Source organism: Bacillus cereus group sp. N21 (assembly GCF_016483395.1).
GTDB lineage: Bacteria > Bacillota > Bacilli > Bacillales > Bacillaceae_G > Bacillus_A > Bacillus_A pseudomycoides.
This window is the reverse complement of sequence record NZ_JAEHBX010000047.1, coordinates 1-14,880: the sequence shown is the minus strand read 5'-3', so window position 1 is coordinate 14,880 and position 14,880 is coordinate 1. Positions and strand designations below refer to the sequence as shown.

The window sequence follows — 14,880 nt, the reverse complement described above, 5'->3', positions numbered from 1 at the left end:
TTAGTTCATATACTAAATAGATATATTTTCACTTTTTGTCCAAGCTAATAAATCAGGTGTTGCTTCTAACAAATAGCGTGGATCTCCAACGATATAAAATCGAGGTAAATTGGAAAGATGCTCAATAATATCTTTACTTTTCTCTATTAAGTATGTATCACTGACCATACGTTGATTCAACCATCCCCTACCGTAATCCTCATCTGCAGGTTCACGAATATTATCACGCAGAATTTCTTCTGCTTTTATATCATTTGCAGGAATTAGACGGATTTTTCCTGTTCCAATCTTCAATTGCGGGAAAAATAATACATTAATAAGCGTACGACTACGTATTTTTGCACCTGTAATTTCCGATGCTTCAACTGGTGTAATTTCCAATTTGTCTTTGTTCCCCCAATTTGTCTTGGCCTCTTCATCATTATTAACATCCTGCTCCCACAATCCAGTTGTTTGTTCACGGCTGTATGTACGCTTTTTTAATTCATTAACATCTGTTGTTGCTTTAACCATTCCCATGCCAAGTCGAAGGCACATTGGCCACCCAAAAACATGTAGTTGATTTTTTTCGAGTAATGAAATAGAACGATCATTTGTAATAAAATCTGCACTACCGTGCATCAATAAGTGCCACATAATAGATGATTTACCCGCACCGCTGTTTCCAATAATCAAAGCTCCTGCTTTACCTTGATCGAACGCAACTGCAGCTGCATGGGTAAAACATCCACCCTGATTCTCTAATTTTCGTAATGCTACCTCACGGATTACACGCAATGGACCACGAATCGAAGATACAGACTTTGCTGCACCTATCACTGCAAATTTATTATTATATACAATAATTGAATGAGGTTTCTCGCCTAAATCAGAAGTATATAGGGTCATATCATCCTGTTTGACTTTTTTATAGGTGATATCTGTTTTTGCTGTAACTGTTTCTCCCTCTTCATAGCAAAGATCACGAATTACAGCTTCCATTTTTTGATCAATTATAAAACGAACTTCTACAGTTTTTTCAACAAAATTTTCCCGTTCATCATAAATAGGCGAAATATATTGTTCAATTTCCTCTAAAGCAGCTTTTTCTTCGGTTAGCATATTAAAACGAATACCAGCAAAGGTAAATGAGCGCTGGTATGTAAATTTCAACTCTTTACTATATAGAAAATCATTTATATTCAATCCGTTTTCCTCCTTTATTTTAAACAAGTTGTACTATCTGTAAATTGAATATGGCACCCTTTTTTACTATAGTCAGGTAAAATAACGCCTGAGTTACGAAAGGGTTAAAAACTCTCAATTAAATGTACAATTATTCTGCTACGGGTAACTATAGCTGCACTTTTATTTCAGTTATTTTTCGGTTTAAATAACGAAGAATATTCTGGATTTCAGTGGAATTATTTTTAATTTTCTTCAACCAAACCAATCTTTTGATTTTAGAAAAAATGCAATAGATTATTAACCTTTTTAAATTTATCTTCAGCTAAATCCTTATTATCTCTCTCATGAATCTCATTCAAGCATCTTACTAGACAACCTAAAACCTCCACTAGGGTTTCCGCATTTTTGCTTGTACACTACAATTCACTTAATATTACAATGTCTTCAAACAAATCTTCTAATAACCTTTGGGTAATTTCTCGATAACACTAAATAGTTTTATTATTCAATCATTAATAACTATGTCCATCTTATCCATTAAAAATATCAGTCTCAGATTCGCCATATCTAACGAATAAAATTTTCATTTTAGTCCTTAAATTATTTTACATATGGAAGTACATTATCACCAATCCGCACTATTTCTTTCTCTTTACCTACTATACCAGAAAATATAAAGTACTCTGCTCCAATTTCTTGCAGCCTCCTAATTGTATCTATTACTTCTTGATAACTTCCTACAATTGACAATGGTACAGATGTTGAAACTTGTGCTAAGCCTGCCCATAAATTTTTATCAACTTTAAGATTTTTATAAGTTAGTAATGTCCGATGCGCTTCAGTACCTACCGAATCTACCGTATTAAGATACAATTTTTTCATTTTTTTTTGCATGGGTGTGAATTTTTTCTCCAAACAATATGCCTCTTGCCAAGCTTCTTCAGATGTTTCACGAGCAATTACATCAATAAGTAATCCACAAGTAACATTACGGTTTAATTTCTCCGCTTTGCTTTTCACCATAGAGTACCAATTTTGCATTATTTTCAAATCATTAGCATAAACTAAGTAAATATCAGCATAAGCTGCTGCAATATCTATAGCTTCTTCTGAACTTCCTGCAACACAAACATTAGAAATAAAACTCTTATTAAGTTTAGGAAACAAATTATATTTTTCCACAAAAAAGTTATCACCTTTGTATTGATAAACTTCTCCTTGATTTTTTAATATTGTAAAAATCTCTGCGAACTCTTTTGTTCTTGAATAACGGTTTGTATGACTGTCCATATTTATAATCTCTTGTACTGCTCCTCCTGACACAATATTGATATCTACTCGACCGCTGGTAATATAAGCAAGGGAGTGTAACGATTTAGAGCTATGAATAGGTGTTACTTGATTAGTATTCTGAGCTACCAGAAAACGGATAGTGGATGTAAATTTGCTGAGGTGACTAGCCATCACCCACGGATCCAACGCCTTCTGTTTACTTCCAACTAAAACAGCATCAAAATTATGTTTTTCTGCTAAAATGGCTTGTTCCACATTTGTTTCCAAAGACTCTGTATCAACAGGTAATCCCCAACAAAAAGGCATTCTTATCCCGTTGTCAAAACCTTATAAAACTTTTTAAAGCTTATCATCACTCTATTTATAAAACTAATCTACTTTAATTTGGAATAATGCTCTGCAAACGTAAATACGAAATTTTAATAGTCATATTTTTACATTCTCCTAAGTTTCATATTCGCTTTTTAAGTTTTATAATGTTGCTTGTTCTGACGAAACGGCTTTCCCCCATTTCTCTTATACTTTACGAGAAACCTAACGTTGCAACCGGCGAAATTGTCTCTCGACTTTTAGTTAATAATGTTACATGTGACATTATTAAAATAAATTCTATATCAAGTATTACTTTGAATACATATATTTCATACACACATATGTACTTTATTTTCGCTTCAGCAATTGTACAGAAGGGTTTGTTTCAATTTCATCTGAATTATTTTCACTAAACAAACGTTCTACAAATGTTTTTTTCCACATTCTAACAGAACCATAATCTACCTCTCCATACTTATCCAAAAATGATAAGTCATTAATTTTTAATTCCTTATTAAGCAGATCAGAAAAATTCCCTCCATATATATAATCCGTGAAATACAAGGAATAAAATATAGCTTCTTCTGCATTAAGTTCCACCGCACGTTTTGCTAATTTTCCCCAGTCTAATTCTCCAATTTCCTCTAAATACAGAACATATTCACGAATGTCGCAAAATTTAATTAAGTTTAGGTCAACATGCAGAAATACAAACTGTACATTTGTTGCCTCTTTGTACAAATGGAAAGCCAAATGGATTAAAAAATCATTAGGATCTAATATCTTGGTCGGTATACCAAACAAAACACTATCAACTGCTCCTTCCAGTAGTTTGTATGTTGCATCGTAATTTTTCTTCAAATCTACATCATACGAAAAATCAACGCGATTAACGCGTAAAAATTCTTCATCCGTTAATTTAACATGGGCATACAAGTTCCCTGCATTCATATGCCACATTAGTTCATCTTCACGTGAAACGGGCACAATTTTATTATTTGTCCAATCATAACTCCCCATTTGGTAACCAATGCTTTTCAGCGCTTTTGATGCATCAGTTTTAGTATCTGGCGAAATAAGAAAATCCAGATCAGTCATTGTACGTAAACCTAAATCCTTATATACTTGCGGAGCCAACAGGCTTCCCTTCAATGGAATTGCTCTAATATTTTTCTCATAAAAAGATTTAAGAATTGGTATAATTTCCTTAAACCTAGACTCGTTCTTATATCTATTTCCAATATAGTTATATTGCAAAAGATATTTGTATGACGTGTTGATTCTCTTATATTTGTCATTTCGAATCAAATGTGGTGTAATCAGTTGTAATACCTTATGACGAGTACCTAATTCAATCAAATAAGGAACATTAATCCCTTTATCAAGTAGCATTTGAATTTCATCTTCTTGTTCTTTTGTAAGTTGAAGACGCGAAGCTAAAATTAATAACTGTTGTTCATTAGTGAGTTGAACTTGGTCGTTTTGTAAAAGCATGAAAACCCCTCCCTACTCTTAATATGTACTTTGTAAGCTGCATAAACGTCTAATAAAACGGCTCTTTTTACCTATAACTTTTTCATTTCTTTTTAAATCACCAATCAGTTTCTGGAAAAAACCATACGCTTCTTTTTCAAAATCAGAATGAAATTCAACTTCTAATTCATAGTCTAAGGCACCCAGATAACTACTCTTATCAAGATCAATAATAATTCCCTCTTGAACCTTACAACTATAACGTTCTGTAACCAATGTACCAATTAATTGAGCACCTTTGACATCAGGAATGATTTCATAAATAGGAAGGTTTCTCAAATTAATAAAAATTGGAAATTCTTTAATCTCTTTTGAGATTTCTTCACGTTGAATAAGATAACCATTCTTTACGCCTGGCATCTTTATGTCGAGCACTAATTTAGAATTTATTTGTCGTACACGCAATGTAATCCCTTTTTTACTTAGATCTAGATTGGGTGTATCAAAAAAATAGTTAATATTTATTTTAAATTCAATTTGATAGTTATATTGTAGATATTCTAAGATTTTCAAATACTGCGTTTCATTTAACATATGCTTATATTCTTTCTCTCTCATAAATCACCAACCTTCTTTTTTACAACAACTTTTTTCTATTAATGAAGTAATATCACCTAAATATCAAAAACATTACTATTAACTTCACATACTTAGAATAACTCAACAATTTTTATATAAATGAAAGTTGTTCTTTGTCTACAAGTTTTTGGATTTGTTTAGCTCCCTCATCCAATGATTGAAAAGATTGATTAAGCTCATAGCAAGGAATGGCTTGTAATATTCCCTCCAAATTTTTAATCAAGGACGCTTTAGATGGAAGCTCAAAATATGGTAGTAAAAATTCATTCAGTTTCCCTGGATTTATAACCATATTTTCATACAATAATTCGGCTGCCTCAGTAGATGTCAAATTATTAATTTTTGCTCCAATTTCTTCACGGGGTAGGAATTTAGGAAATATCAACATATCTACAGAACTTTTTTCTAAAACAGAACGCTTAAACCATTCTTCTAACTCCTTCGGATAAATAAAGACATGTTTTTTAGAATCCTCATTAAATGGATGATTTTGCTTACTTAAACGATAAATAGAATTTAAAGGTTTAATTGCCTCTAGTGTATCCCTTCGAATACACATAGATCGAGGCCATCCATATCCCAGCCATTTATCTTCGTTATACTGAAAAGCAATATCATCATTTGTTACATATCGGGCTGAAGTATAGGCTAGGAGTGAAAGAATAGTAGAAGTTTTTCCTGCTCTGGAATGTCCAACAAAAGCAACACCTTTTTGGTTAATCTCTACTAATCCTCCATGTACATAAATAAACCCCTCTTGATAACACTGTAGTCTTAAAAGAACACGTATCAAGCGAAGGGCATGTTGTGCAATCCAGCGGTCTTCTTCTGGGGTATCAATCAAAATTATTTTTCGGTTTCCATTGTAGAAGTATCTACAATCCGGCTCTTCTGGGGTACTGTATTCCACTACTTCTAAATCTTCTACTTGTAAACCTTTATAACTTCCACCAATAATGGTCCATGTATTTTCAGGAAGCTCTGAAACTCTTTCATATGTTATATATGGTGAAACTAAAGACTCTACCATTGAAGAAACGTTATGTTTTGCAATTAATATCACCTTAGATGTACCTCTTGAAAAAAGTGAATACGACAAATAATTCATCTCCCTATGTAAGAAAATAATTAATGTATTTATACAAATAATGCACATAACAAAATATATTATACACAACAATTGAATTTTTGTGAATAATATGTAAAATATAAATATATTTAACTTTAATAATTATCTATTTTTTTGAAATATATATTTTTTCAGAAAAGATAATTCTTTGATAAATAATTTTGTAATGAAAGGAAGAATAATATGGAAATGAAAACTTTAAATAATGAACATTTAATTGAGGTTATTACAAAAATGGTTGTAGAAACCTTAAAATTGGCAGAAAGCCCCAAAGCTACAGATGACCTAAAAACTATTGGAATGGATTCGCTAAATACTGTTTCTTTAATCATAAAATTAGAAAGCCAGTTTAATATTGAGTTTGATGACAATGAGCTTCACCCAAAACGTTTTTCATCAATTTTGAGCATTATAGAATTAATTGAAAACAAGCCTCTCATAAAATAACTGTTTCAATCTAAAAAAAGCGGGTGAATAAATGTCTATTTGCACAGAAACTCTTGAACAATTTAAACATTTTCTATCAGAGAAATCACTTTTTAATACAAATGAAAAATGGGGGATTCTCACAGACTCAACTTCTGCACAAATAATTCAAACTATCGCAAAATCAAATGGTATCTCTTGCATTGTGTTACCTACAGATGAAATTTCTAACTTAAAAAATGAAATATGCAATCACCAAATAAACACATTATTTATCAGTTCTCAATGGATACAAGCAGCTAATCTTTTACAGTGGGAATGTCCTTCTTTTCATACATATGTTTGTATTGGCGTAGAAAATCCCCACTCCTTAGAAGAAATACAACCTAATCAACTCATGAATCCTTCTCTTTGGGATATTATTAATCGACGAGCAAAAAATAATATTTCTGCAGGGGGCTGGTTCAGTAGCTATACTGGAAAACCTTTTTCTCAGCAAGAAATGGATGAGTATATCTTTAATATAAAACAAAAATTACTACCTCATTTATCAAAAACAATGGATATCCTTGAGATTGGTTGCGCTTCTGGATTAACCATGTATGAACTATCTCCGTTTGTTCGTACCTATACAGGCATTGACATGTCTAAAAAAATGATTGAACAGAACCGTCTTTTTATTAAAAAACAAGAATTGACAAATATTAGAGTTTTGTGTTTGAAAGCTGACGAAATAGACCAGTTATCCCCACAAAAGTTTAATGTTTTAGTTATGAACAGCGTTTCTCAATATTTTCACGGATTTAATTATCTACGTGATGTATTAAAGAAAATGATTTCACTTGTTCCTGAAACAGGGGTTCTTTTCATAGGTGATGTCATGGATTTAAAACAGAAAGAAAACTTAATAAACAGCATTAAAAAATTTCAAAAGAATACTTCAGAAATTCAATATCGAAATAATACTCAATTTGAGAATGAATTATTTATTCCAAGAGAATTTTTTGATGATTTTCAAATTGAATGCGGAGAAGTTATAGAGGATGTATTAATTTCTGATAAAATTGGGTCCATATCAAATGAACTGCGTAATTTCCGATATGATGTCATCTTAAAAGTTAATAAATCCAAACGTAAAATTAAAGTAAATCATTCTAAACAAAAAAAGCAATACGGTTATACTTTCAAAAGTCTATAATACATTATGAATTAGCTAGTACAAATATTAAATATACTCTCCTAGCAAATTGAGTATGCAACTAACTTCTAAACAATTCTTTATTTACAGCTTCAAATAAAGAACAGGACGTTAAGTTTAACCACTTCTCACCTTTGATTCATAATATTAAAAAAAAAAAAATGTTTACTGCTTTACTATTCACAGCAATTTATGCCTCTAATATTGTCAAATAGCAACATGGTACAGAAAACAATTCATTGGCGTAACACTTTTCTAATTCTAGTGTAAAAGCTTTAGGATAATTACAATAAATCTATAAAACTTGGCCATACTAATATTATTACTCTAGGTAGGGTGTGTAATTCGTATAGAAAAGGAAAATTTGATCATTCAAATGGAAGCATTATCAACCTAATATTATTTTGTTAACAATGAAATTGTGCTGGCGGTACAACTTTATAAGGAAACCATACACCAATATCTTTAATTTTATAATCATTAAAGATTCCCCAAAAATCAAACAACCTGAGTCCATATCAATATCAAACTCAGGTTGTTTAACTGCGCTTTTAAACCCTATTTTTCTCACAGGGTTCACTCCATATTTGTAGGTGTTATTTTATATATAATTGGATAATTTCTTTTATTTCTTCTATAGATAACTACGTAAATGACCATTTACCAATTTAATATTTCTATTTAATACATTCGTTGTATAAGACTTTCTATCTTTTTTACTTTTGAATGTTTGGAAGTAATCTTAACCACTCAAAAATTCTTATAAGCAGTTTGTAAGTTTAATTAAGCATTTGCCAAAGCTAATGAATCAACTTCTTTCAATCATTCTAACTCTTCTTTGTATTTTACTGGCGTTGGAAGTTTTTGTTTCTGTAGTTGATCTTTATTACCTTTGTATTTCTCACATACTTCTTTACGTTCCGCCAATATTCTATTATATACAAGCGCAAGCAACCAAAATTTTCACGCATAAGACATGCTTGTTCTTCTGTTAGATACAAACGAAATATATATGCTTTATTATGCTTTTTCATATCTTTTCATCTCACCTCTTCACCAAGACTATTAGTGCACCACCAGTAGTCAGCAAAAAATGCTTCTAGCCCAACACATTTCTTTCCATTATCCTTTTTAACTGTTCTATCCACATTGATTTGCCCCCTTACAAAGCAACCATATATACATTTTTTTGCATCTTAATGAACATTTCTTGCAGAACAAGATTTAACGAAACATTCGCTTGTCTTCTTATATAACCTTTTTCTAAAAGTTCTATTGCATCAGCAATTCCTTTTACACCCAGTTTTTCAGCATGTAGCTCTAAAATATTGATTTGACTTTGAAAAGTTATAAAATCCTTCTTTTTCGTTAAAGTATAAAGTACATCCTTAAACCATATGTTTATAAATTTAAATAGAATTGGCTCTTTTTCTTTTGAATCTATTAATTTTAATAACTTTATTATTTCTATATAGACTGCAGGTTCCATCAAATTCTTCATCAAGCAGACTACTTGCACATGTAGATCTATAAACCACTGCTCTTTTGCCAGTGATATAGCTTTATCAATATTATTTGTCATACGAGTTAAAAGCTTTACTATATCCTGAGATAGGTTAGCTGCAGAAAATTCTTCTTCGTATTCTCCCATAGGTGTATCTAGAAAGTTTAGAATTTGGCATCTAGATTGAATCGTACCGAGAACCCTTTGTATATTTTCTGTAACAAGAATGGCTGTTGTATTTCCATCCGGTTCTTCTAAAAATTTTAATAAACTATTAGCAGCACTAATTGTTAGCATTTCAACTCGATCAATAAGATAAATCTTTCTTGAGAGTTCAGTAGATGTGTATGAGATTTCCTTGTGTAACTGCTGAATTTGTTCCTTTTTAATACTCCCACCCTCTTCTGGTGAAATAATAACTACGTCAGGATGAATGTTGTTATTTATGCGATTACAATTTCGGCAATCATTACATGGTGTTCTCTCTGAATTTTCTAAGCAAAATAGGCTTTTAATAAATAATAGAGCTGTCTCTTTTTTTAAAGTACCTGCTTCCCCGTTAAATAGATACGCATGACTAACCTTTTTATTTACTAATCCATTTTTCAGTATTGTCCCTACAATATGTTGCTTTTGCATTACTTCATTCCAAGATATAATTCTTGTCATCATTACCACTCCTTAATTTTTATTAACACAAAAAGACCTTTCGAAGAAATAAGTGCTATTGCAAGAGGCTTACAATAATTCTTATAACCCGAAAGGTCTTGTGTATTAGTTTAAGCAAAATAAAAATATTATCAATTAAATAATAACGAATATTCAGATATTATTCAAGGGTAATCACTGTCGCTAACTCGTTTTCCCCATTTCCCACAATTATCTGGCCCGATTGTTGAATAGAATGAATGTATTTTTCAACAGATTTAAATTGAGCAATTTTTTCTAATCAAAATAAGTGCCCCCTTTTTTCTTGATAGTGGTGTAGTTCCCTCTAAATTAGATAAAACATTACTATATTGATAGATTGATATAAAATAAAATCAATGGTAAAATGAGTGCTGTTTTTGAAATTATATCTTTAATAATTAAATAGGAGCATTCCTGTTAGAAGTTTGTTCAGGGACTTGAATAAAAAAATCCCCCTTGGTATGATGCGGGGTGTCAAATCTGGACGGATTGACCCCTAATTTGAATACCAAGGAGGACCATATGAATTTTAACCAAAATCACAAAATTAATCAAGTCACTGATCAAACACTCGTTATCGGCATGGATATCGCAAAACGTACGCACTATGCTTGTATGGTAGATGAACGAGGTTTGCTTCTGAAAAAATCTTTTCCTGTTTCACAGTCAAGACAAGGGTTTGAAACTTTTTACGAGAAAATTCTTGATGCGATGAAACAATTTGGCAAAACAAGCGTCATCATTGGGATCGAGCCTACTGGTCACTACTGGCTGAATCTGGCGTATTTTCTCAATGAACGAGGTATTCCTCTTGTCGTATGCAATCCGATGCATGTCAAGCGTTCGAAAGAACTAGATGACAATCTTCAGACGAAAAACGATGCGAAGGATGCACTTGTTATCGCAAGACTTGTCAAAGACGGTCGCTTTAGTTATCCACGTATTTTGAAAGAGGTGGAAGCCGAATTACGTGTGGGATCTACACTTCGTACCAACCTTGTGGAAGAGTTAGTCATCGTGAAAAACAAGATAATTCGCTGGATAGATCGGTATTTTCCAGAATTCACGCAAGTTTTTCCTTCTTTCGGTAAGATGGCACTCGCTGCACTGGAATGTACACCGTTCCCTATAGATCTCGCTGAAAAAGAAGTGGAGGATGTTTTGAACCTTTATCGGCAAACGGAGGGAATCAAATCTCCACAACGACCGAAAGCCGTTCAGTTAATTGATTGTGCACGTTCATCGATTGGTCTAACAGAAGGACAACAGATGGCACGTATCGAAATTGCCACACTTGTTCGTCGTTACCACCAATTGGAACAAGAGATTGAAGACCTTCAAGAACAACTGACGACTCTCGTTCAAGCATCTGCCGAATATGAATGGCTTCAAACCGTTCCTGGTCTTGGAGATACCACCATTGTTGACTTATTATCCGAAATCGGAAGTTTTTCTCATTATGGGCATCCACGCCAGCTATTAAAATTTGCGGGATTAACGTTACGAGAAAATTCCTCTGGTCAACACAAAGGAAAAAAACGAATTTCAAAACGTGGAAGAAGACAGCTTCGTACTCTTCTTTTTCGAGTAATCATGCCATTAATACGGCACAATGAAGCGTTTCGTCAATTGCACGAATATTACACAACTCGGCCGACGAATCCGTTACGTAAGAAACAATCGATTGTGGTTTTATGCGGGAAACTTCTCAAGGTGTTACATGCGATCAGTACGAAGCACGTGGTATTTGACGTCAAACGAATGATACAAGACATTCCAAAGCTCGAAGAGGCGATGTAACGACTACATTCACTTCAATTACTAGACAACTGGGTGACACGGAGAAGCTGGCACTATTTCATCCATTCGACCACGAGTCCCTATAGGAGCTTCGCTAGCCTCTGCCTTATGACTAGACCGAACGAAGGAATGTAGGCACGAAAGATGCCAAGAGACATGGGAGGGTACATCATCATAAGCAACGCAGAGATCCGCAGTGCATCGTATATGAATGTATCACTACAACCATTTTTATCCAGTAGTGACCGCGTAGCGTACCTAATTACTGTTAGAGTTTCACATATTTTAAAAATACTGTTAGTTAAAGTGTCGGAAAAAATTTTTTGACACCCTTACAACGGCTCAAACCGTTGAAACATCAACATTTATAGAGGGAGGTTACAGGAAGAAAATAGAGTGTGAAAACAAGCTATTCGGTTCCTGAGTAAAATAGCAGCTGTACTAAAATGACAGCCAAGTTTTGGAGGTTTAGGGGGGCATCCTGAAGTAACGCTCAGGGAGACGAAAGGTTACTTTTGGCGTGATACTAAGAAGCTCTCGTTTTAAGTTTTACTAAGTGACGATTAATTCACTAAATAGCAGTAGTGCAATATATATAATACATAGTTTACTGAAAATATTGATTTTCTAATAAAGTTAATTAGGAGGTTTTTATGGATAAAATAAAATTACTTCAAAAGAGAATACATTCTCTTAGGTCTGCTACTCGAATAGAACAAATTTCTAAAGGTTTTTCTCCGGATAAAAAATATATTGTATTCTTTGATAACGATGAAAAATATTTACTTCGAACAGGTAATATCGAGGAATACGAAAGAAAAAATACAGAGTTTCAAATTTTAAATGAAATGCATAACTTAGAGGTTAACTCTCCAAAACCGATTGAGTTAGGTGTTTTTGAAGATATAGGGATTTGCTATAACTTATATTCCTATATTAAAGGAAAAGACGCTAAAATTTTGCTACCTAAATATACTAATGAAGAACAATATAAAATTGGAATAGAAGCTGGAAAAGACTTAGCTAAAATGCATTTATATAAAGCACCTTCCACTATTGAACCTTGGGATGAGCGAGCAATGCAGAAACATTATAGATATTTAGAGGAATATAAAAATTGTGGAATTAAAATAAAAAATGATGAAAAAATTATCCAATTTATTGAGAGCAATAAAAGCTATTTAAAAAATCGTCCAAATCAATTTCAACATGATGATTTTCATATCGAAAATATTATTGTAAAGGATAAACAATACATGGGGGTAATTGATTTTAATGGATTTGATTGGGGAGATCCAATACATGATTTTGTAAAAATAGCTTTGTTTGGGAGAAATATAAGCATACCGTATTCAATTGGACAAATTCACGGATATTTTGGTGGCAAGACAATGGAGGAGTTTTGGAATTTATATTCTGTTTATGTAGCAATGACTATATTCTCTTCAGTCGTCTGGTCAATAAAATCAGCACCACAGCAGCTAGAAGAAATGTTAGACCGTCTAAACATTGTATTAGAAGATCATAAATACTTTGAATCATTAAAACCTGCTTGGTTTAAAAACGAGATATAAGAAATTATTATCTTTATTAATAAGTACTAATTATATGTAGTGAATAGATAAGAGCGAGTTTGAGTTTCTAGCTAATGAGGGATTATTTTGATGAAAAACTGTACTTAGTCTTAAGGAATACCGATAATTTTTCCTATATTAATGGCAGACCTAATACAGTTTTCAATTAGATAACACCTCTGATTTCTATATCGATATGATAATTTCTAAATTTAAAAATTCAAAATTGAAAGTCCTGCAAAAACGGTTAGTTAAATATTGTGGTCAAAACTCGTAACAATATTAAAAAATAGTATAAAAAATGAAGGAGGAAGTAATTTGGATAAAAATAAACTAATAGAAGAAGCTATGATTGCTAGAAAAAAATCATATTCTCCTTATAGTAATATGGCAGTAGGTGCAGCTGTTTTCACAGAGACAGGTAAAATATATCGTGGATGTAATATAGAAAATAAAATCACAGCAGCAAGAGTTTGTGCAGAGAGAACTGCTATTTTCTCTGCATTTGTTAACGATGAAAAAATTAAAGCGATTTCAATTATAGGAGATACTGAAGGACCAATAGAGCCATGTGATTTTTGCAAATTTGTGCTACTTGAAATGTGCAATAAGGACACAGTAGTTATAATGTCTAATTTAAAAGGAGATGTAGCTGAAACGGTAGTAGGTGATCTTAAACCGGCGGAAAGTTCAAAGAAAATGTTAAGTATCCTTGTAAACGAATTAAGAAAAAATAGCATAAAAAGATAAAGAAAAACACTTGATTTTTCTTTTGTAAGAGAGAGTATTACTTATGATAAGTGAACATTAACAAAGGTTTTGTTGTAAAGTTTTTTAGGGGACCAAATATGGCATAATAAGGGGCGAATTTCACAGGCGATTTTTTTAAAAAATCTAACTCGCAAAATATTTTTTTGCTATTTTGAATTTATGAAATATACTAAAAACCCAGAAACAGAGCTATACCGTTTACAAGAAATACTGACTTTTATTTAAGTTAATAAAATAATAATCTTATTTTGTTTTGCAACATAATAATTATCTAGATAATTATTAAATAGAAATAGCTAACTATAATGTGTTTACTTTAAAGTAAACACATTATAGTTAGCATACTGTAGTTGGCTATCAATGATTTAAAGGTTTTGAATAATCAGTATTTTAATTTTAAATTCCGCCGGCTGTTATTATGTAAGTAGAAATTAGAATATTATATTCATCAAAAACCTCAATTTTAATATTCCCCTCCACTCCACAAACTACTTCGCCGTTAGAATAATTTATTTCCCAATCTTCTGATGGGTTTTTAAGTACTATTTTATATTTATATAAATTATTTCCACTTGCACTGATTTTAGAAGGCAAATAGTATGGGTATCCAACGGGGATACTTAATTCATAGATTCTTTCTAAATTTGTCATTGTATTATTTATGCTAGGTAATGTAAAATTCGAAAATTTTTCTGTGAAATTTTTGGGGTGAGATGCATTATAGTTATTAGTAGCAAATGCTTCACTATTTCCTATGAAAATAATACCAACTGATAGAATGCCAATTGTAAGTTTTTTATACATAAAAATCCCTCCTAAATTAATATTACAAGTATATTCTACCATTAAAAACTATTTTTAGATATATATCTGTCTCTTATACACATCTCCGAGCCCACGAGAC

The 14,880-nt window shown here is 32.0% G+C and carries 12 protein-coding genes and 1 pseudogene; 5 read left to right on the top strand and 8 right to left on the bottom strand.

Annotation, left to right across the window (positions count from 1 at the left end; all coding sequences use genetic code 11):
- Positions 1-12 precede the first annotated feature (12 nt).
- From JDS96_RS21540 to JDS96_RS21520, 5 genes are all read right to left on the bottom strand, one after another.
- On the bottom strand, positions 13-1,185 hold the full coding sequence (locus JDS96_RS21540) for a phosphoenolpyruvate carboxykinase (ATP) (RefSeq protein WP_199667978.1): 1,173 nt from the start codon (positions 1,183-1,185) through the stop codon (positions 13-15).
- A gap of 582 nt (positions 1,186-1,767) precedes the next feature.
- On the bottom strand, positions 1,768-2,766 hold the full coding sequence (locus JDS96_RS21535; protein ID WP_199667977.1) for an LLM class flavin-dependent oxidoreductase: 999 nt from the start codon (positions 2,764-2,766) through the stop codon (positions 1,768-1,770).
- A 354-nt stretch (positions 2,767-3,120) separates the two neighbouring features.
- Positions 3,121-4,266: a nucleotidyltransferase domain-containing protein gene (locus JDS96_RS21530; protein ID WP_199667976.1), complete on the bottom strand. Its 1,146-nt coding sequence runs from the start codon at positions 4,264-4,266 to the stop codon at positions 3,121-3,123.
- 18 nt (positions 4,267-4,284) lie between these two features.
- On the bottom strand, positions 4,285-4,863 hold the full coding sequence (locus tag JDS96_RS21525; protein ID WP_199667975.1) for a CYTH domain-containing protein: 579 nt from the start codon (positions 4,861-4,863) through the stop codon (positions 4,285-4,287).
- 112 nt (positions 4,864-4,975) lie between these two features.
- The gene (locus JDS96_RS21520) at positions 4,976-5,983 is read right to left on the bottom strand and encodes a phosphoenolpyruvate carboxykinase (ATP) (RefSeq protein ID WP_199667974.1); all 1,008 of its coding nucleotides are present in this window, start codon (positions 5,981-5,983) and stop codon (positions 4,976-4,978) included.
- Positions 5,984-6,196: 213 nt separating this feature from the next.
- Between JDS96_RS21520 and JDS96_RS21515 the strand changes: the two genes are divergently transcribed.
- Both JDS96_RS21515 and JDS96_RS21510 read left to right on the top strand, forming a co-directional pair.
- Positions 6,197-6,460 (top strand): phosphopantetheine-binding protein, encoded by a 264-nt coding sequence (locus JDS96_RS21515; protein ID WP_199667973.1) that lies wholly within the window; start codon positions 6,197-6,199, stop codon positions 6,458-6,460.
- A 31-nt stretch (positions 6,461-6,491) separates the two neighbouring features.
- Positions 6,492-7,637, top strand: a complete 1,146-nt coding sequence (locus tag JDS96_RS21510; RefSeq protein ID WP_199667972.1) for a class I SAM-dependent methyltransferase — start codon at positions 6,492-6,494, stop codon at positions 7,635-7,637.
- Between the two features lie 646 nt (positions 7,638-8,283).
- On the opposite strand, the pseudogene JDS96_RS21505 reads toward JDS96_RS21510, so the two are convergent.
- Positions 8,284-8,671: pseudogene (locus JDS96_RS21505) on the bottom strand (helix-turn-helix domain-containing protein); the annotation flags it as partial.
- Positions 8,672-8,799: 128 nt separating this feature from the next.
- On the bottom strand, positions 8,800-9,810 hold the full coding sequence (locus JDS96_RS21500; RefSeq protein ID WP_242479958.1) for a DNA polymerase III subunit delta': 1,011 nt from the start codon (positions 9,808-9,810) through the stop codon (positions 8,800-8,802).
- 543 nt (positions 9,811-10,353) lie between these two features.
- Between JDS96_RS21500 and JDS96_RS21495 the strand changes: the two genes are divergently transcribed.
- From JDS96_RS21495 to JDS96_RS21485, 3 genes are all read left to right on the top strand, one after another.
- Complete coding sequence (locus JDS96_RS21495; protein ID WP_199668000.1) at positions 10,354-11,631, top strand: IS110 family RNA-guided transposase; 1,278 nt, start codon at positions 10,354-10,356, stop codon at positions 11,629-11,631.
- A gap of 653 nt (positions 11,632-12,284) precedes the next feature.
- Positions 12,285-13,205 carry an aminoglycoside phosphotransferase family protein gene (locus JDS96_RS21490; RefSeq protein ID WP_199667970.1) on the top strand — a complete coding sequence of 307 codons (921 nt, stop codon included), beginning with the start codon at positions 12,285-12,287 and terminating at the stop codon, positions 13,203-13,205.
- A gap of 318 nt (positions 13,206-13,523) precedes the next feature.
- On the top strand, positions 13,524-13,955 hold the full coding sequence (locus JDS96_RS21485) for a cytidine deaminase (protein WP_199667969.1): 432 nt from the start codon (positions 13,524-13,526) through the stop codon (positions 13,953-13,955).
- Between the two features lie 417 nt (positions 13,956-14,372).
- Here the strand turns inward: JDS96_RS21485 and JDS96_RS21480 are convergent, their stop codons facing one another.
- Positions 14,373-14,780 (bottom strand): hypothetical protein, encoded by a 408-nt coding sequence (locus JDS96_RS21480; RefSeq protein ID WP_199667968.1) that lies wholly within the window; start codon positions 14,778-14,780, stop codon positions 14,373-14,375.
- Between the last annotated feature and the right edge of the window lie 100 nt (positions 14,781-14,880).